We start from the raw sequence: 17,740 nt of genomic DNA, 5'->3' as shown, positions 1-17,740 counted from the left end.
CCGCACCTCCCGCGCCACGCCGACGGCGCCGTGACGGTGGGCAGCAAGGCCTGGGCCAGCGCGCGGCGGTGTCCTGGCGGCATATTCGGCCGTGCGGTGGGCCGGTTCCTGCCGGTGGCGGGCAGATTCTGCCGCATGCCGGGCCCCGCGGCCCTGGCACGCATCCTGCGAGGCCCGCGCCAGAGCAATCCCCTCGGCAATGGAGCCCCAGCATGTCGCTCTTCGGTGCGATGACCACGGCGATCTCAGGCATCAACGCGCAGTCCCGCTCGCTCGGCCACATCTCGGACAATCTGGCGAACAGCCAGACCACCGGCTTCAAGCGGATCGACTCCAACTTCACCGACCTCGTCACCCAGTCCAGTTCGAACGGGCATTCGCCGGGCTCGGTCATCGCGCGGCCCGATTTCACCAACACGGTGCAGGGCACGGTGGAGCAGAGCGAGAACCCGCTGGGCCTGGCCATCGGCGGGCAGGGCTTCTTCAGCGTGGCGCAGTCGCGCGGCACGGCGGGTGGCCTGCCATTGTTCGACGAGCGGCAATTCTACACCCGCGCCGGCGATTTCCGCATGGACCGCGACGGCTACCTGGTGAACGGCTCCAACTACTTCCTGCAGGGCTGGCCGGTGAATGGCGAGGGCGTGGTGGACCGCACGACGCTTGCACCCGTGCGGGTGAGCCAGGAGGTGTTCAACCCCATCGCCACCTCCGTCATCGAGATGTCGGCCAACCTGCCCGCGCTTGATCCGCCGGCCACGCCGGCCGACGCCAAGACCTACAGCACGCAGGTGCAGATCTACGACCAGGTGGGCAACCGCAATCCGGTCACGGTCACCTTCGCGCAGATGACGGATGGCACGCCGCGCGGCTGGAACATGACCATCACGCCCAATCCCGTGCTGGGCGGCGTGGACGTGCCCGTCATCTTCGGCACCAATGGTACGATCGAGAGCTTCAACGGCGTCACCGGCCTCGCCAATACGGCGGTGGACTTCCCCTTCGAGATGGATTTCGGCCTGGGCAACCAGCCCATCACCCTGAACCTCGGCCGCTTCGGCGTGGCGCAGGGAATCACGCAATATGCGGGCCGGGACTTCTCGCTCCGCAACCTCTCGCAGAACGGTGTGCCGCCCGGCGGCTATTCCGGCCTTGCGGTGCGTGACAATGGCGACATCGTCGTGAACTACGACAATGGCCAGTCGCGCACGGTGGCGCGCGTGCCGCTCGTCTCCTTCAGCGATGCCGACAAGCTGCAGCGCCTGGACGGGCAGGGCTTCATGCGCACCGTCGAGAGCGGCGAGGCGCAGGTGACCGATGTCGCGAGCAATGGCGTGGGCAAGCTCGTCGTCGGCGCGCTGGAGAAGTCCAACGTGGACATCGGCACGGAGTTCACCAAGCTGATCGTGGCGCAGCGCGCCTACACGGCGAACACGAAGCTCGTCACCGCCGCGGACGAGATGCTGCAGGACACGATCAATATGAAGCGCTGACGCGCTTGGGCAATATGAAGCGCTGACGCGCCTGGGCAACATGAAGCGCTGACGCGCATTCCTGATCGGGCATCCGCATGAGCCTCGACCTCGCCATCGGCATCGCGCGCAGCGGCCTGCAGGCCACGCAGCGCGCGCTCGCCAATGTCTCGCAGAACATCACCAACGCCGAGACCGCGGGCTACACCCGCAAGACGGGCGCCGCGGAATCGCGCACCGCGGGCGGCATGCCGCTTGGCGTGCGGCTCGGGGACGCGCAGCGCGAGGTGGACCAGGCCCTGCTGAACGAGCGCGATTCACGTGGCGGCGAGGCTGCGGCGGCGGCGGTGCGCGAGGGCCTGCTCTCGGGCATCGAGGCGATGCAGGGCACGGCTGGCGCCGGCGAGACTCTGGGCGATGCGATCTCCGCCCTCCAGGCCGGCCTCACCAGTCTGCGCGCCGCCCCGCAGGAGGGGAGCCTGCAGCGCGCGGCGGTGAACGCGGCGCGCGAGGTGGCCTCCCGCTTCCAGGACATCGCGGGCGCCGTCGCCGATGCGCGGCAGCAGGCGCATGACGGCATGGTGCGGGAGGTGGCGCAGGTGAATGCCGGCCTGCGCGAGATCGCCCAGCTCACCATCGCCATCCGCGGCGACCGATCGCGCGGGCTCGGCACCGCCGATCTCGAGGACCAGCGCGACCTCGCGATCGGCCGGCTTGCCCAGAGCCTGCCGGTGCAGCCGCTGCACCAGGCCGATGGCGGCCTCGTCCTGCTGGCGCGCGGCGGCTTTGCCCTGCCTCTGGAGCCCGAGGGCGAGGCCATCACCGCCCGCATCGCCGATCTCGGCCCCGGCTCCTTCCATGGCCCGGCCGGGGACATCCCGCCCATCCTGCTCGGCGGCGCCGACATCACGCGGCAACTGGGCGGCGGGCGGCTCGGCGAATACATCACGCTGCGCGACGCGACGCTGCCGCGCTACCAGGCCGAGCTCGACCTCGCCGCCGCCACGCTCGCCACGCGCTTCGACCAGCAGGGCCTGCGGCTCTTCACAGGCGCGGCGGGCGAGGTGCCGGACACCGGCCTGCCCTACACCGATCCCGCGGCCGCGCAGCTGGGCTTCGCGCGGCAGGTCCGTGTGGGCGAGGCGGTGGCCGGCAATCCCGCGCTGCTGCGCGACGGCACGCATGCCGTGGCCGATACGTCGGGTGGGGCCAGCGGCTTCACGCCCAACCCGCCGGACGGGCCGGCCGGCTTCGCCACATTGCTCGACCGCGTGCTGACGCACAGCCTGGGCGAGACGGTGCGGCCGGGTGTCCCCTGGCCGCCCATCGCCTCGGGCGGAATCGGGCCGGATGGCGGCCTCGCCTCGCCCTTCATCCCGCCGCGCGGGATCGGTGACTATGCGGCGACCATCACCGGCGTGCAGGCCGCCGACCGCGCGGCGGCGACCGCGGCGCGCGAGCGGGCGGAGGGGCTGAAGGCCGGCATGGATGCGCGCTTCCAGCGGGAATCGGGCGTGGACCCGGATGCCGAGATGGCGGCGCTGATCCGCCTGCAGAATGCCTATGCGGCCAATGCCCGCGTGCTGAACACGGCGCAGCAGATGTGGGAACAGCTGCAATCCATCGGCCGATAGCAAGGGGGGCTGAGGCGCCATGTCCAGCATCGAGTTGTTCAACCGCCTGGCGAGCGAGACGATGCAGCTCCGCGGCCGGGTCGAGACGCTCACGCGGCAATCCACCAGCGGGCTCAAGGCGGATCGCCTCGGCGACCTCGGGCCAGAGGTGCCGCGCGCCGTCTCGCTGCGTGGCGAACTGGGCCGGCGCGAGCTCTACGGCCAGGTCATGGAGCAGGCGCTCGGCCGCACGGCGGTGATGCAGGACAGCCTGGATCGCCTGACCGAGATCGCCCGCGACTTCCGCACCAAGGCGGCCACGCGCATCACCGCGGGCGATCCCGGTTCGCTCATGACGGTGCAGAGCGACGCGCGCGCGGCGCTGGTCGAGGTGGCGCATCTGCTGAACACGCGCCATGCGGGCGAGTATCTGTTCGGCGGCAGCGACCTCACCCAGCCGCCCATCCCGGACCCCGAGGGGTTGGCCACCGGCCAGATGGCGCAGGACATCGCGGCCGAGGTGGCGGCCCTGCCGCTGCAGGGCACGGCCGCGACCATCGCGGCCACGCGCGCCATCGCGCAGAGCAACGCGCCCGGCGTCACGCCCTTCTCGGACCGGCTCGCCGCCGACGCGCTGCTGCCGCCCGAGGCGCAGGAGGCGCGGCGCGGCGTGCCGGCCGCGGATGGGCAGATGATCGGCTACGGCATCATCGCCGGGCGCAACGCGGATGCCGTCAGCCGCGGCGAGACGACCGGCAGCTGGGCGCGCGACCTGATGCGCAACCTGATGAGCCTCGCCGCGCTGGCGCCCGAGCAGATGAGCGACCGCCCCGCCTTCGACGCCTTCATGGGCAGCCTGCGTGATGGCCTGTCCTCGGCCGAGCTGGCGCTGGGGGAGGAGGCGGGCGCGCTGGGCACGGTCGAGGCGCGGATGGAGGCGACGCAGCGCCGGCATGACGACCTCTCCACCGCGCTGTCCCGACAGTTGTCCGACATCGAGGAGGTGGACGTGGCCGATGTGCTGGTGCGGCTGCAGGCGACGCGCAATGCGCTGGAGGCGAGCTACCGCGCCCTCGGCTCGATGCGCGAACTCACTCTCGCGAATTTCCTGCGCTGACGCTTCATGCGGCCATCTTCAACCGGCATTAACCCGGCCCGCCGCAGAGTGGGCCCTTGCCGGGTGGCCCCTGGCAACGGCGGAACGGCAAGGAGCCATGAGGGCCCGTGCCGGCCGCGCCCGCCCCTCCCTCACCGGAGGGCGGCGTGGATTTCCGGCCGGAGCGACTTGAAGGGAAAAAACATGTCCACGCTCGTGTTGGAACTCCGCCAGGGAGACCTGATGGTGGTCAACGGCGCACCGATCCGGTTCCGCAATCGCACGCGGATCGAGCTGGCAGCCAAGGCGCGCTTCCTCTTCGGCAAGCAGATCATGGCGCCCGAGGGCGCCAATACGCCCGCGCGCCGCATCTATTTCGCGCTGCAGACCGCCTATATCGGCACCGAGGAGGAGCGCGGGCCCGGCCTCGATGCCGCCCGCGCGCTGATCGAGGAGTTCAAGGAGGCCACCACCTCCGTCCTCGTGCGTGAGATGCTGGCGCGTGCGCTGGAAGCCGCCGAGGAGGACGACTGCTACCTGGCGCTGAAGATCGCGCGCCGGGTGATGCGCCATGAGGAAGAGGTGCTGGGCCTCGCACCGCTGCCCGCCCCGCGGCGCGAGTTGGCCGAGGGCGCCCATGGCTGACGCGGCGGCTGCCGTCGCGGCCTTCCGCCGGGTGCTGAAGCCGGGCGAGGAGGAGCGCGCGCTCGGCCGCATCGCCACCGAACCGCAGCAGAAGCGGGCCATGGAGCAGTTCAAGCGCGCCGTGGACCGCGCGCCGGATGTGCGCGCCGCGCTGCGTGACCCGCGCGTGCTGCAGGTGCTGGCCACCGCGCTCGGCATTCCCGAGGGCGCCGGCCAGCCCGGGCTCGCCACGCGCGTCCTGCTCTCCGACCTCCGGGACGAAAAGAGCCTCGCCAACACCCTGGGCGACCGGCGCTGGAAATCCGCGGCCGAGACGCTGGATCTCGGGCGCCGTGGCATCGCCGCGCTGCGCGACCCGCAGCTCCAGGCGAGCCTGGCCGAGGGGCTGCGCCGCGCGCAGTGGAACCAGAACCTGGAGAAGGAGCAGCCGGGCCTGGGGGATGCCGTGCTGTTCCGCGAACGCGCGACGGCGGTGGACAACAATATCTTCGCCGTGCTGGGCGACCCCATCATCCGCCGGGTCGTGACCGGCGCGCTGGGCCTGCCGCAGGAGATCGCCATCCAGTCCGTTGAGACGCAGGCGCGCGCGGTGCGGGCGCGGCTCGACATCACGAAGCTGGAGGACCCGAAGGAGGTGCAGCGCCTGGCGGAGCGCTACCTGATGAACCGCGCCCGCACGGAAGCCGCCAACAGCGGGGCGGATATCCTGGCCCGCTTCGGCTTCCCGCCGCGTGGGTTCACCGTCTGACGCCGCCTCAGGGCTTCACGCCGAAGCCGCGCTGCGCGTTGCGATAGGCTTCGAGCTGCGCCGCACTGGGCGCGCTGCGGGCCACTTTGCCGGCCCCGTCGAGGAATTCCATCACCACGATGCCGAGCGCGGGGTCGAGCCGCAGGCGCGGGTTCGGGCCGATCGGCGGCGCGGGGGGAGGTGCGGGCGCGGCGGGGCTCTGGCTTGCGGGGGGCGCGGCGGGCAGGCCGCTCGGGAGGTAGGTGCCGATGGGCTTCATGGGTGGGGACTCAGCAAGGTTGGCGCTCCGTCCCAGAAATCACGCCGGCGGTTAACCAAGCGTGAAGGCGCCCGGCCCTGGGTTTGACGCGCGGGCGCCAAGCGCCGATTCTCCGTGTCGCGTGACCCTTCCTCCCCCTCTTGCTGCGCATCTCCTGACGCTGGCGGCCGCCGTGGCGGGCGGCTTCGTCTTCGCGCTGCTGCAGGTGCCGCTGGCCTGGATGATCGGCGCGATGTTCGGCACGGCGGCGGTGGCCTGGTTCCGGCCCGCAGGCTTGGCGCCGGCCGTGCATCCCGCAGCCCGCCCGGCGGCGCTGATCGTGATCGGCCTCGCCTTCGGGCAGACCTTCTCGGGCCCCGTGCTGGCCGCGCTGCTGGGCGCAGCGCCGGCCATCCTGATCGCGGGCTTCCTCTCCATCTTCGCCGGCATCGCCACCATGCCGATCTTCACGCGGATGGCGGGGACGGATGCGCGCACCGCCTATTTCGCGACGATACCGGGCGGCGTCATCGTCATGGCGGTGCTGGCCCAGCGCGAGGGCGCGCCGCTTGCCCCCGTCACGCTGGCGCAGACGCTGCGCGTGCTGGTGGTGGTGCTGGTCATGCCGCCCCTGCTTTCGGCCATCGCGCCGCATGGCGACTACAGCGCCTTCGTCGCGCCGCGCCTCGCCTTCGACGGCTGGGGCCTTGCGGGGATGCTGGCGGTGGGTTCAGTGGCGGCGCTGCTGCTGCGGCGCACCGGCATCGCCAATCCCTGGATGATCGGGCCGTGCTTCCTCGCCATCACGGCGGCCGCCTTTGGGCAACTCCCTTCCGCCGTGCCTGGCGTGCTGATCGATGCGGCGCAGGTGGGGATGGGGGCGGGGCTCGGCCAGAAGATGACGAAGGACTTCCTGCTCGGTGCGCGGCGGCTGATGCGCGCGGCGCTGGTCTCCTCGCTGCTGCTCTGCCTGTTCTGCACGGTGTTCGGCGCGGGGCTGGCCTGGGCGATGGGGCTGCCGCCCTCCGCCGTCATGCTCGGCATGGCGCCCGGCGGCATGCCGGAAATGGGCGTGACGGCGAAGGCGCTGGGCGTGGCGGTGCCGCTGGTGCTGGCCTTCCACCTGACGCGCACGCTGCTGTGCAATTTCCTGCTGGGCCCGATCTATCGCGGGCTTGTCGCCCTTGGCCTGTTCAGGCCACACGGCAGCGCGTAGTTTGCCCGCGGGAGAAACATCCATGCCTGACGACAGCGCCGCCGCCGCGAAAGCCGCGACCACCCTGCCCCTGAACGGGCTGCGCGTGCTCGACCTCACCTTGGCCCGTGCCGGGCCCACCTGCGTGCGGCATCTGGCCGATTGGGGCGCCGACATCATCCGCATCGAGCCGCCGGGCAATAATGACGGTTTCGGCGGCGCGCGGGACGGCTTCGATTCCGTGAACCTGCACCGCAACAAGCGCGGCCTCGCCATCGACCTCAAGAGCCCCGAGGGCCATGCGGCCTTCCTGCGCCTCGCCGCCACCGCGGATGTCGTGGTCGAGAACATGCGCATGCAGGTGAAGCACCGGCTGAAGATCGACTACGAGACGCTGTCGAAGATCAACCCGCGCCTCGTCTACGCGAGCATCTCGGGCTTCGGGCAGACCGGGCCCTATTCCACGCGCGGCGGCGTGGACCAGATCGCGCAGGGCTTGGGCGGCCTCATGTCCATCACCGGTGAGCCGGGGCGCGGGCCGATGCGCGTCGGCATCCCCATCGATGACCTGACGGCGGGCAACCTGCTGGCGATGGGCGTGATGATGGCGCTCTACGAGCGCGAGAAGACCGGCAAGGGCCGCTGGGTCCATACCTCGTTGCTGGAGGCGCAGGTCTTCATGCTCGACTTCCAGGCCACGCGCTGGCTGCAGAAGGGCGAGATCGCGGGCCAGGCGGGCAATGACCACCCGGTGAACACGCCGATGGGCGTCTTCCCGAGCGCCGACAAGCCGATCAACATCGCCGCCTCCTCGCCCAAGCTCTGGGCCGTCTTCTGCAAGGCGGCGGGGCGTGAGGACTGGCTCGCCAAGCCCGAATGGCAGACGGCGGAGGGCCGCACGGCCGACCGCGCCGCGCTGAACGCCGCGGTCAGCGAGGTAACGCGCCAGAAGCCCAGCGCCTACTGGATCGAGCTGCTGGAGGAGGTCGGCATCCCCTGCGGGCCGATCAACAACATCCGCGAGGTCTTCGAGGACCCGCAGGTGCAGCACCTGGGCATGGTGTGGGACGTGCCGCATGCCAAGCTCGGCAAGGCCGGCGTGGTGCGCACGCCGATCAACATCGAAGGGCACACCCCCGGGATCCGCCGTGGCGTGCCGGCGCTCGGCGAGCATGCCGACGAGATCCTGGCGGAAGCCGGGCTGACCACCGAGGAGATCGCCGCATTGCGCGCGAAGAAGGTTTTGGGAGAGTGAGTGAGATGCAGTTCGCTGATGGCAAGATCCTGGCCCGCATCGAGGCCGGCGTAGGAACGATCGTCTTCAACCAGCCCGAGAAGCGCAACGCGATGAGCATCGCGATGTGGGACGGCATGGCCGAGGCGCTCGACATCTTCGAGGCCGATGCCGCCGTGCGCTGCGTCGTGCTCGAAGGCGCGGGCGGCAAGGCCTTCGTCTCGGGCGCCGATATCAGCCAGTTCGAGAAGAACCGCTCGGACGCCGATGCGCAGCGGCAGTACAATGCCAAGACGAGCCATGGGCGTGAGCGGCTGGCGAATTTCGACAAGCCGGTGATCGCCAAGATCCAGGGCTTCTGCATGGGCGGCGGCCTTGGCATCGCCATGTCCTGCGACATGCGGATCGCGGGCACGGGCAGCGAGTTCGGCATCCCCGCCGCCAAGCTCGGCATCGCCTATGGCTTCGACATGGTGACCAACCTGGTCAACCTGGTGGGCCCGGCCCATGCCCATTTCATCCTGATGACCGGCGGCCGGCTGGATGCGGCCGAGGCCGAGCGCATGGGCCTCATCAACAAGCTGCACCCTGCGGAATCGCTGGATGCCGAGGTCGCGAAGATCACCGCCACCATCGCGGTGAACGCGCCGCTCTCGCTGCGCGCCAACAAGCGCACGGTGCGCGCCGTGCTGGCGGACCCGGCGGATCGCGACATGGCCGCCATCGCCGCCAACCAGGATGCCTGCTTCGACAGCGCCGACTACCGCGAAGGCCGGCGCGCCTTCATGGAGAAGCGCAAGCCGGTCTTCACCGGGGCCTGATCGCCTCAAAAAGGGCGGCTTCGTCCAGCGGGATGAGGTCGCCCACGAAATTTTCACTGGTCTCCGCGCAATATCTCGTTAAGTTCCCGTTCATCTGCGGACCCCGCGGAGGGGAAAGTCACAAGGACAGCGTTTTGGACGGCACGGCGCAACCTGCACCTGATCAGCATGATGAGCATCTCGCGCCGATTTCGCGGATCGTCACGGAGGTCGCGGCCCAGTTTCCCGGGGCGCGCATCACGCTCGGCGAAATGGCCGAGGCCTTCGGCGACCGCGCCTTCGGCCTCTTGATCCTGCTGCTCTGCCTGCCCTCGCTGCTGCCGGGCATGGCCTCCGTCTTCGGCATTCCGATGCTGATCCTGGGCGTGCAGATGGGCATGGGCCGGCGCGTGCCGAAGCTGCCGCGCTTCATCGCGCGCCAGTCCATCAAGCGGGAGGACCTGCTGCGCCTCTCCGGCGCTTCCAGCTCCTCCTGGATCAAGCGCGTCGAGCAATATGTGAAGCCGCGCCCCGGCTTCTTCACCAGCCCCTTCGGCGACAGGATCGTGGGCTGGCTCACGGTCTATTCCGCCGTGATGCTCATCCTGCCCGGCCCGGGCACCAATGGCCCGCCCGCCTTCGGCACCATCATCATGGCGCTGGGCGTGGTCGAGGCGGATAATCGCGTCATCGGCATCGGCGCGCTGGTCACGCTGCTGGGCTGCCTTTTCGCCACCTTCGTGATCGGCGCCCTGGTCTGGGTGGGCATCCAGGCCCTTGGCTGGATCGTCTGAGGCGGTCTAGACTCCGTGCCATGTGAAGGTGACCCGATGAGGGTTGAAACGGGAACGCGTGACGCGCCGGTCTCCATGCCGGTCAATCCGCGGCTGCCCCCGCAACTGTAGGCGGTGAGCCCCGGTCCAGATGCCATTGCTTCCCTGCCGGGGGGTGAGAAGGCGGACCAGGGCGGTGACCCGCGAGCCAGGAGACCGGCCTTCGCAGAGTTGTTCTCGCGCGTGCCGGGCGGGGTGCACCGGTGCCACGGACCTGTTCCGTTTGCGAGCTCGACGCCAGCCGTCGGGCGGGGCGCATGTCCTGTCCGGCATGTCGTCACGCGCAACACGGGGGATTCCCATGCGCCGTATCCTGCTCACCACCGCCGCCATCCTGGCGTCGGCAACGCCTGGCCTTGCCCAGAATTCCCCGCCCCGCTCCTCGCCCGAGCAGGATCTGATCGCGGTGCCGGACACCATCGTCACCGCCACCGGCGTTCCCACGCCGCTGGCCCGCGTGCCCGCCTCCATCACGGTGATCGACCGCAGGGCGATCGAGGAGAACGGCTTCGCCAACCTGGCCGAGGCGCTGGCCACCGTGCCGGGCCTGCGCGTCGCGCAGTCGGGCGGGCCGGGGCAGCAGGCCAGCGTCTTCATCCGCGGCAATTCCAGCCGCTCCACCCTCGTCCTCATGGACGGCGTGCCGGTGAACGACCCCTCCGACGCGAATGGCGCCTTCAACTTCGGCAATGAGACGCTCTTCGACATCGAGCGCATCGAGGTGCTGCGCGGCCCCGCCTCCTCGCTCTACGGCAGTGCCGCGGTGGGCGGCGTGATCAACCTGGTCACCCGCCGCGCCCCGGCGGATCGCCAGGTGATGCCCTATGGCGAGGTGGCCTATGGCTCGAGCAGCACGCTGCGGCTCGGTGGCGGCATCGCCGGCACCGTGGGCCAGTTCGACTATCTCGCGAGCCTGAACAACATCTCCACCCGGGCGTCGAACGCCACCGCCTCGCGCTTCTGGCGCACGCTGGGCGAGACGGATGGCTTCAACAGCACCAATGCCACGGCGCGGCTGGGCTACACCTTCATGCCGGGCACCCGCGTCGAGGGCCAGCTGCGCTGGCGGGAGAACCGCAGCGGCATCGACAGCGTGCCGCGCGACGACCCGAACTACACGGGCGATGACCGCCGCTGGGTGGGCCAGATCCGCGGCGAATCCAACCTCTTCGACGGGCGGCTCACCACTGGCCTGCGCCTCGCCGTCACGCAGGACCGGCGCACCTACTCCAACCTGCCGGACATCCTCAGCAGCGCCACGACGCAGGATTACTATCGCGGCACGCGGCAGAGCGTGGACTGGGGCAATGTCGTGCGCCTGCCCGGCTTCGGTCCCGCGACCGATGGCGCCATCACCTTCGGCGTGAACTACGCGCATGAGGATGTGACGAGCTTCGCCGGCAACGTGCCCTTCCGTTCCGTCACCAATGCGCAGCAGGACAGCACGGCCGGGCATGTCGCCATGCAGTACCGCTTCTGGAATGCCCTCGATGTCACGGGCGGCGTTCGCTACGACAACGTCTCCGACTACACGGGCTATACGAGCTGGCGCGTGGGCGCGGTGCTGGCGGTGCCCGAGACCAGCGTGCGCATCCGTGCCTCGGGCGGCACCGCCTTCAACGCGCCGTCGCTGAACCAGCGCTTCGGCGTCATCGGCAATACCTTCCGCGGCAACCCGAACCTGCAGCCGGAAACGAGCATCGGCTACGAATTCGGCGCGGAGATGGATTTCGCGGCGTTCAACCAGGCGCGCTTCTCGACGGTGGGCTTCACCTTCTTCCAGCAGCGCGTGACGAACCTGATCAACTTCAATGCGGGCTTCAACACGCTGGTGAACGTGGCGAGCGCCAACATCAAGGGCGTGGAGCTGAACTGGGCACTGCGCCCGGCCCCCTGGCTGACCACCGACGTATCCTGGACCATCACCGATGCAACGGACGGCCAGACCGGCCAGCCCCTGCCGCGCCGGCCGGAGAGCATCGTCACCGTCTCCGCGCGGGTGGAGCCCTTGCCGGGCCTCGTCATCACGCCGCAGGTGCTGTTCACCGGCCGCTCGCCCGAGGGGCCCTTCGCCACCTACCTGGACTCCGGGGCGAGCGTGAACGCGATGCGCTACAACAAGTCCGGCACGCTGTTCAATCTGACGGCGACCTATCCGGTGTTGCCGCAGGTGAATGTCTATCTGGAGGGCCGCAACCTGACGGACAGCAAGTGGGAGCCGGTGAACGGCTTCCAGACGCCGGGGCGCAGCGTGATCATCGGATCGCGGTTTGTGTTTTGAGGGTTTGACCTAAAGAAACCCAACCGGGTCCACATCCACCTGGACCCGGACTTCGCGCGGGAGCTGAACCCGCGCGAGCCAATCCACCAGCACCGGCTGCACCTTCACGCCGCGCGCCGCCTTCAGCAGCAGGCGGTGGCGGTAGCGGCCGCGCAACAGCGCGAGCGGCGCGGGTGCGGGGCCCAGCACCTGCAAGCCATCGCCCACCGGCGCCGCCAGGCCCAATTCGCGCGCGCCACGCTCCGCTGCGCGCGCATCCTCCGAGCTGATGATGAGTGCGGCGAGCCGCCCATAAGGCGGCCAATGGCCGGGCTCGCGCTGCGCCGCCTCGGCCTTCAGGAAGCCCGGGAAGTCATCGCGGATCAGCGCTTGCATCACCGGATGCTCGGGCGAGAAGCTCTGCAGCATGACGCGCCCGGGCTTGTCCTCGCGCCCGGCACGCCCCGCCACCTGGTGCAGCAGCTGCATGGTGCGCTCGCCCGCACGCAGGTCGCCGCCGCCCAGGCCGAGATCGGCATCCACCACGCCGACCAGCGTGAGATGTGGGAAGTGCCATCCCTTGGCGACGATCTGCGTGCCGATGATGAGGTCCACCTCGCGATCCTCGATCTGCCGCGCGGCCTCGGCGGCGGCGGCGGGGCCGGGGATGGTATCGCTCGCCATCACCAGGCGTCGCGCTTCGGGGAAGAGCTCGGCCACCTCCTCCTGGATGCGCTCCACGCCGGGGCCGATGGGCACCAGCGAATGTTCCGCGCCGCATTCGGGGCAGGCGGCGGGTGTCGGCGCCGTATGGCCGCAATGGTGGCAGAGCAGGCGGCGCTGCGCGCGGTGCTCGACCAGCCAGGCGGTGCAGTTCGGGCATTGCATGCGGTGCCCGCAGGCGCGGCAGAGCGTCAGCGGCGCATAGCCGCGCCGGTTCAGGAAGAGCATCGCCTGCTCGCCCCGCGCCAGCGTCTCCGTCACCGCCGCCACCAGGGGTGGCGAGAGGAAGCGCCCGCGTTCGGGCGGGTGCTGGCGCAGGTCCACCGCGCTGACCTCGGCCATGGCCGCGCCGCCATGGCGCACCGGCAAGCCCAGCCGCCGGTAGCGCCCGGCCTCGGCATTGGCCACGCTCTCCAGGCTCGGCGTAGCGCTGACCAGCACGCAGGTGGCGGCTTCCAGCCGGGCGCGCACCACGGCCATGTCGCGCGCGTGGTAGATCACGCCCTCTTCCTGCTTGAAGGCGGTCTCGTGCTCCTCATCCACCACGATCAGGCCGAGATCGGGGAAGGGCAGGAACAGCGCCGAGCGCGCGCCGACCAGCACCGGCGCGTCCCCCTCCGCCACCGCCCGCCAGGTGACGCGCCGCGTGCGCGAGGAGAGTTCGGAATGCCAGAGCGCGGGGGGAGCGCCGAAGCGTCGCTCGAACCGCGCGAGCCATTGGGTGGAGAGCGCGATCTCGGGCAGCAGGACCAGCGCCTGGCGGCCCTGGCGCAGCGTCTCGGCGACCGCGTCCAGATAGACCTCCGTCTTGCCGGAGCCGGTGACGCCCTGCAGCAGCGTCACGCCGAAGCGGCGGGCGGCCACCGCCTCCCGCAGTGCCGCCGCCGCCTCTTCCTGCTCGGGCCGCAGCACGGGGGGCGCGAAATCAGGCCGGGGGCGTGGGAAGGCGGCCGCGCGGGGCATCAGGGCCGGCTCGATCAGCCCGACCGAGGCGAGGCCGCGCACCACGCCGAGCGAGACCCCGGCCAGCCGCGCGATCTCCGTCCCTGGCAGCGTCTCCTCGCCGAGCGCGGCCAGCGCGCGGGCGCGGTCGGGCGTGATGCGCGCCTCCGCTCCCCTCACGCGTCGCCAGCCGGAGGCCTGGGCCGGTGCCTCGAGCGCTGCGGGCGCGCTCATGGCCATGCGGAGCACGGCCCCAGGGGGTGAGAGGGTATAGGCGGCGATCCACTCCACCAATTGGCGCAGGGCGGGCCGCATGGGCGGTGCGGGCTTCACCGCGATCACCTCGCGCAGCCGCCGCTCGGCCACATGCGCCGCGTCGGGCGCCGCGTCCCAGATGACGCCAAGGCTCACACGGCCGCCCAGCGGCACCTCGACGAAGCTGCCTGGCCCCGCCACCAGCCCCGGCGGCAGGCGGTAGTCATAGGCGCCCTCCAGCGGCAGCGGCAGCAGGACGCTGACGCGCTGGCCTGCGCCCCCCGTGCCTTCCTCTCCCGTGTTGGCCTTTCGGGATGGTGTCGCCATGGGCTATTCCCTTCGCGACGGGGCGGCCGATGGTCAATCCCCCGCCTCCGATTCGCCGCCAGCCAGGATACCCCCAGCATGAAGTTCTTTGTGGACACCGCCGATGTCGCCGAAATCCGTTCCCTTGTGGGTACGGGCTTCCTGGACGGCGTCACCACCAATCCCAGCCTGATCGCCAAATCCGGCCGCAAGATGAGCGAGGTCATCGCCGAGATCTGCGCCCTGACCGACGGCCCCGTCTCGGCCGAGGTGACGGCGACGGACCATGAGACGATGCTGAAGGAAGGCCGCTACCTCCGCGGCATCGCGTCCAATGTCTGCGTGAAGGTGCCGCTGACCGAAGCCGGCCTGCGCACCTGCAAGGTGCTCTCGGAGGAGGGCACGCCGGTCAATGTCACGCTCTGCTTCTCCGCCAACCAGGCGCTGCTGGCGGCCAAGGCGGGGGCGACCTTCATCTCGCCCTTCGTCGGCCGGCTGGACGATATCGGCCAGGACGGCATGGGGCTGATCGCCGATGTGGTGCAGATCTACAAGAACTACGCCTTCAAGACGGAGGTGCTGGTCGCCTCGATCCGCCACCCGGTGCATGTGCTGCAATCGGCGAAGCTCGGCGCGCATGTCGGCACCATGCCGCCGGCGGTGATCCGCGGCCTGATGAAGCATCCGCTGACCGATCGCGGCCTGGAGGCGTTCCTGGCCGACTGGGCGAAGACGGGGCAATCTATTTTGTGATGCCCTCAGACGCCGGGCGGCGGCTCCGCCGCCTTGGCTTCGGATCGCTGAAGCGATCCGGCTCGGCTATTCGCCTCGCATTCTCGGAGGGTGCCTCTTGTTCTCTTCGTTGCGTTCGGTGTTGCCTTGAAGCCGCCTGACCCCGCCGCCGTGGAGGCCTTCCTCCTCGCCAACCCGGATTTCCTCGCCGAGCGGCCGCAGCTCTATGCCATTCTGACCCCACCCCGCCGTATCCATGGCGAGGTGGTGGCGGACCATATGGCGGCGATGATCCAGGCCGGGCGGCAGGAATGGCGGGGCTTGCTGGAAGCGGGCCGCACGCGCGGCGCCTTCGCGGCAAAGGTGGCCGAGGCGGTGCTGGCACTGCTCGCCAACCCCGATGCCGAGGATTGCCTGCGCCATGAATGGCCCGCCCGGCTCGGGATCGATTCCGCGCGCCTCGTCCCCCTCGTGCCCGGCCCGGCCTTGGTGCTGCGCGACGTGACGGTGGCGAGCGCCGCGCTGCATGGCGAAGCCGCCGCCCTGATCCGGCGCGAGGCGCTGCTGCGCGTCGGCGAAGCCACGCTGGCGCTGGGCGCGCGCGAGCCGGCGGACCTGCCGAACGAGCCGGAATCGCTGGCCTTCCTGGCCCGCGCCCTGGCCACCGCGCTGGCGCGATGACCGGGGATTCCGCCCGCGCCGAATTTCTCGCCTGGCTCGCCACCGAGCGCCGCGCCAGCCCGCATACGCTGGAAGCCTATGGGCGGGACGTTGCCGAATTCCTGGGTTTCCTGACGCAGCACCATGGCGCGGAACCCGACCTCGCCGCGCTCGGCGCCCTCACCCCCGCGGATCTGCGCGCCTTCCTCGCGCTGCGCGCCAAGGAGGGGGCGGGCAATGCCACGCGCGCGCGGCAATTGGCCGCCATCCGCAGCTTCCTGCGCTTCCTCGCGCGGCGGCATGGCATCGCGCCGCTCGCCATCGGGGCCATGCGCGGACCGAAGCGCGTGCAGCCCGTCCCCCGTGCGCTCAACCGCGCCGATGCGCGCGCCGCCGGCACCGAGATCGGCGATGTGCACCACCCCGAGCGGCCGGAGTTCCAGGCGGCGCGGGACGTGGCGCTGTTCACGCTGCTCTATGGCTGCGGGCTTCGCATCAGCGAGGCGCTCGGCCTCAATATCGCCGATGCGCCACTGCCGGGCAGCGATGCCGCGCTGCGCATCCTGGGCAAGGGCGGCAAGACGCGCCTCGTGCCCGTGCTGCCAGTGGTGCGCCAGGCCATGGCCGGATGGATGGCGCATCGCGGCGGCGCGCTGCCCGATGAGCCGCTGTTTCTCGGTGCGCGCGGCAAGCGGCTCGACCCCGCGGTCGCGCAACGCACGCTGCGCGACTACCGCCGCCTGGCCGGCCTGCCTGAGCACGCGACGCCGCATGCGCTGCGCCATTCCTTCGCCACCCACCTGCTGGCCGGCGGCGCCGATCTCCGCGCCATCCAGGAACTGCTCGGCCATGCCAGCCTCTCCACCACGCAGCGCTATGTCGCGGTGGATGCGGAAGGGCTGCTCGCCACCTGGCGCATGGCGCATCCGCGCAGCGATTGACCCGCGCCCCCGGTCGCGTTCAAACTTTGCATCGCACACCGAAGGCCTCCCCATGCATCGCCGCGCGCTTCTCGCCCTCGTCCTGGCTTTCCCGGCCTCCGTCGCACTGGCCCACCCGCATCACGACCTGACGGCGGAGCGCGCGGGCCATATCGAGCAGCAGGTCATGGCCTTCCGCGTCGGCCTGCAGGCGGCCGCGCGCGAGCGGAACGTGGTGAAGCTGCGCGACATGTTCGCGCCCTCCTTCACCCACACCCACACCACCGGGAAGATGGATGGCCGCGATGCGCGCCTCGTCGCCATCCTGGCGGGCGAGCCGGTGATCGAGCTGGCGAATGTCGAGGAGCTTTCGATCCGCGTGTTGAACGCCGATGCGGCGGTCATCGCCGGCCGCAGCCCGATCCGCAGCATCAGCGAGAACCGCGTGGTGCAGGTGCGCTGGCTGCAGGTGATGGCCCGGGTGGACGGTGCCTGGATGCTCGCCGCCAGCCAGGCGACGCGCGTGCCTGAAGGCGCGTGAGCACCGCCGTGCCTCCGGGGGGGCATCCCAAGGGCCTGAAGGCCCGCCTCCTCCATGAGCTGGAGGAATACGGGACGATCTTCGCCTATCTCTATGTCGCCTTCGCCACCGTCATCTTCTACCGGGATGCGGTGCTGCGGGCGGAGGGGATCGCCTTCGGCGCCTATGGCTTCGCCTTCTTCAAGGCGCTGGTGATGGCGAAGTTCATGGTGCTGGGCCACGCGGCGCGACTGGGCGAGCGGCTGCGCGGCCGGCGCCTCTTCATCAACGTGGTCTACCGCGCCTCGCTCTTCATGGCGCTGCTGGTCGCCTTCAGCATGATCGAGGAGGCCGTGGTCGGCCTGTTGCATGGCCGTGCCGCGGCGGACGCCATCCGCGACATGGCCGATGGATCGCTGCGGGAGAAATTCGCCTACGCGTTGCTGCTCTGGGTGATCCTGCTCCCCTATTTCGCCCTGCGCGTGCTGGGCGAGGTCCTGGGCAAGGGCGAGCTCAAGCGGATCTTCCTCAGCCGCGCGGCCTAGCCTTCC

Annotated in this window: 17 protein-coding genes and 1 riboswitch; of the genes, 15 read left to right on the top strand and 2 right to left on the bottom strand. The window is 70.6% G+C overall.

What is annotated here, in order from left to right; all coding sequences use genetic code 11:
- Positions 1-212 precede the first annotated feature (212 nt).
- The 5 genes from flgE (at position 213) to R9Z33_RS24225 (ending at position 5,571) form a co-directional block, all read left to right on the top strand.
- Positions 213-1,490: a flagellar hook protein FlgE gene (gene flgE, locus R9Z33_RS24245; protein WP_318649154.1), complete on the top strand. Its 1,278-nt coding sequence runs from the start codon at positions 213-215 to the stop codon at positions 1,488-1,490.
- Positions 1,491-1,567: 77 nt separating this feature from the next.
- Positions 1,568-3,103 carry a flagellar hook-associated protein FlgK gene (locus tag R9Z33_RS24240; RefSeq protein WP_318649153.1) on the top strand — a complete coding sequence of 512 codons (1,536 nt, stop codon included), beginning with the start codon at positions 1,568-1,570 and terminating at the stop codon, positions 3,101-3,103.
- Positions 3,104-3,122: 19 nt separating this feature from the next.
- Complete coding sequence (locus tag R9Z33_RS24235) at positions 3,123-4,199, top strand: flagellin (RefSeq protein ID WP_318649152.1); 1,077 nt, start codon at positions 3,123-3,125, stop codon at positions 4,197-4,199.
- A 183-nt stretch (positions 4,200-4,382) separates the two neighbouring features.
- Complete coding sequence (locus R9Z33_RS24230; RefSeq protein WP_318649151.1) at positions 4,383-4,823, top strand: flagellar biosynthesis repressor FlbT; 441 nt, start codon at positions 4,383-4,385, stop codon at positions 4,821-4,823.
- Entirely contained in the window at positions 4,816-5,571 is a 756-nt protein-coding gene (locus tag R9Z33_RS24225; RefSeq protein ID WP_318649150.1) for a DUF1217 domain-containing protein, read from the top strand. The genes R9Z33_RS24230 and R9Z33_RS24225 overlap by 8 nt, the downstream gene beginning before the upstream one ends.
- 7 nt (positions 5,572-5,578) lie before the next feature.
- Here the strand turns inward: R9Z33_RS24225 and R9Z33_RS24220 are convergent, their stop codons facing one another.
- Positions 5,579-5,830, bottom strand: coding sequence for a hypothetical protein (locus tag R9Z33_RS24220; RefSeq protein WP_318649149.1), 252 nt, complete (start codon positions 5,828-5,830; stop codon positions 5,579-5,581).
- A gap of 121 nt (positions 5,831-5,951) precedes the next feature.
- Here R9Z33_RS24220 and R9Z33_RS24215 point away from each other — a divergent pair, with 121 nt between their 5' ends.
- The 5 genes from R9Z33_RS24215 to R9Z33_RS24195 all read left to right on the top strand — a co-directional run bounded on the left by R9Z33_RS24215 (position 5,952) and on the right by R9Z33_RS24195 (position 12,152).
- Positions 5,952-7,025, top strand: coding sequence for an AbrB family transcriptional regulator (locus tag R9Z33_RS24215; RefSeq protein WP_318649148.1), 1,074 nt, complete (start codon positions 5,952-5,954; stop codon positions 7,023-7,025).
- Between the two features lie 22 nt (positions 7,026-7,047).
- The gene (locus R9Z33_RS24210) at positions 7,048-8,259 is read left to right on the top strand and encodes a CaiB/BaiF CoA transferase family protein (protein WP_318649147.1); all 1,212 of its coding nucleotides are present in this window, start codon (positions 7,048-7,050) and stop codon (positions 8,257-8,259) included.
- A 5-nt stretch (positions 8,260-8,264) separates the two neighbouring features.
- Positions 8,265-9,059 carry an enoyl-CoA hydratase gene (locus tag R9Z33_RS24205; protein ID WP_318649146.1) on the top strand — a complete coding sequence of 265 codons (795 nt, stop codon included), beginning with the start codon at positions 8,265-8,267 and terminating at the stop codon, positions 9,057-9,059.
- Positions 9,060-9,193: 134 nt separating this feature from the next.
- Positions 9,194-9,832, top strand: coding sequence for an exopolysaccharide biosynthesis protein (locus R9Z33_RS24200; protein WP_318649145.1), 639 nt, complete (start codon positions 9,194-9,196; stop codon positions 9,830-9,832).
- A 9-nt stretch (positions 9,833-9,841) separates the two neighbouring features.
- Positions 9,842-10,050: riboswitch (cobalamin riboswitch) on the top strand.
- Positions 10,051-10,172: 122 nt separating this feature from the next.
- Positions 10,173-12,152, top strand: coding sequence for a TonB-dependent receptor plug domain-containing protein (locus R9Z33_RS24195; RefSeq protein ID WP_318649144.1), 1,980 nt, complete (start codon positions 10,173-10,175; stop codon positions 12,150-12,152).
- Positions 12,153-12,161: 9 nt separating this feature from the next.
- Here the strand turns inward: R9Z33_RS24195 and R9Z33_RS24190 are convergent, their stop codons facing one another.
- A complete protein-coding gene (locus R9Z33_RS24190) occupies positions 12,162-14,378 on the bottom strand; it encodes a primosomal protein N' (RefSeq protein ID WP_318649143.1) in 2,217 nt (738 codons plus the stop codon).
- A 78-nt stretch (positions 14,379-14,456) separates the two neighbouring features.
- On the opposite strand from R9Z33_RS24190, the gene fsa reads away from it, so the two are divergent.
- From fsa to R9Z33_RS24165, 5 genes are all read left to right on the top strand, one after another.
- Positions 14,457-15,110 carry a fructose-6-phosphate aldolase gene (fsa, locus tag R9Z33_RS24185; protein WP_318649142.1) on the top strand — a complete coding sequence of 218 codons (654 nt, stop codon included), beginning with the start codon at positions 14,457-14,459 and terminating at the stop codon, positions 15,108-15,110.
- Between the two features lie 126 nt (positions 15,111-15,236).
- Positions 15,237-15,770, top strand: coding sequence for a hypothetical protein (locus tag R9Z33_RS24180; RefSeq protein WP_318649141.1), 534 nt, complete (start codon positions 15,237-15,239; stop codon positions 15,768-15,770).
- Entirely contained in the window at positions 15,767-16,690 is a 924-nt protein-coding gene (locus R9Z33_RS24175; protein ID WP_318649140.1) for a tyrosine recombinase XerC, read from the top strand. The genes R9Z33_RS24180 and R9Z33_RS24175 overlap by 4 nt, the downstream gene beginning before the upstream one ends.
- Positions 16,691-16,742: 52 nt before the next feature.
- Positions 16,743-17,210 (top strand): nuclear transport factor 2 family protein, encoded by a 468-nt coding sequence (locus tag R9Z33_RS24170; RefSeq protein WP_318649139.1) that lies wholly within the window; start codon positions 16,743-16,745, stop codon positions 17,208-17,210.
- Positions 17,207-17,734 carry a hypothetical protein gene (locus R9Z33_RS24165; RefSeq protein ID WP_318649138.1) on the top strand — a complete coding sequence of 176 codons (528 nt, stop codon included), beginning with the start codon at positions 17,207-17,209 and terminating at the stop codon, positions 17,732-17,734. The genes R9Z33_RS24170 and R9Z33_RS24165 overlap by 4 nt, the downstream gene beginning before the upstream one ends.
- The last annotated feature ends 6 nt before the right edge of the window (positions 17,735-17,740 follow it).

Source organism: Sediminicoccus rosea, assembly GCF_033547095.1.
GTDB lineage: Bacteria > Pseudomonadota > Alphaproteobacteria > Acetobacterales > Acetobacteraceae > Roseococcus > Roseococcus rosea.
The sequence above is the reverse complement of the archived record's forward strand: the minus strand, read 5'-3'. Positions and strand labels throughout refer to the sequence as shown.

Coding starts and splice junctions, on each gene's coding strand:
- flgE (WP_318649154.1), top strand. CDS start 213: ATGTCGCTCTTCGGTGCGATGACCACGGCGATCTCAGGCATCAACGCG.
- R9Z33_RS24240 (WP_318649153.1), top strand. CDS start 1,568: ATGAGCCTCGACCTCGCCATCGGCATCGCGCGCAGCGGCCTGCAGGCC.
- R9Z33_RS24235 (WP_318649152.1), top strand. CDS start 3,123: ATGTCCAGCATCGAGTTGTTCAACCGCCTGGCGAGCGAGACGATGCAG.
- R9Z33_RS24230 (WP_318649151.1), top strand. CDS start 4,383: ATGTCCACGCTCGTGTTGGAACTCCGCCAGGGAGACCTGATGGTGGTC.
- R9Z33_RS24225 (WP_318649150.1), top strand. CDS start 4,816: ATGGCTGACGCGGCGGCTGCCGTCGCGGCCTTCCGCCGGGTGCTGAAG.
- R9Z33_RS24220 (WP_318649149.1), bottom strand. CDS start 5,830: ATGAAGCCCATCGGCACCTACCTCCCGAGCGGCCTGCCCGCCGCGCCC.
- R9Z33_RS24210 (WP_318649147.1), top strand. CDS start 7,048: ATGCCTGACGACAGCGCCGCCGCCGCGAAAGCCGCGACCACCCTGCCC.
- R9Z33_RS24205 (WP_318649146.1), top strand. CDS start 8,265: ATGCAGTTCGCTGATGGCAAGATCCTGGCCCGCATCGAGGCCGGCGTA.
- R9Z33_RS24195 (WP_318649144.1), top strand. CDS start 10,173: ATGCGCCGTATCCTGCTCACCACCGCCGCCATCCTGGCGTCGGCAACG.
- R9Z33_RS24190 (WP_318649143.1), bottom strand. CDS start 14,378: ATGGCGACACCATCCCGAAAGGCCAACACGGGAGAGGAAGGCACGGGG.
- fsa (WP_318649142.1), top strand. CDS start 14,457: ATGAAGTTCTTTGTGGACACCGCCGATGTCGCCGAAATCCGTTCCCTT.
- R9Z33_RS24175 (WP_318649140.1), top strand. CDS start 15,767: ATGACCGGGGATTCCGCCCGCGCCGAATTTCTCGCCTGGCTCGCCACC.
- R9Z33_RS24170 (WP_318649139.1), top strand. CDS start 16,743: ATGCATCGCCGCGCGCTTCTCGCCCTCGTCCTGGCTTTCCCGGCCTCC.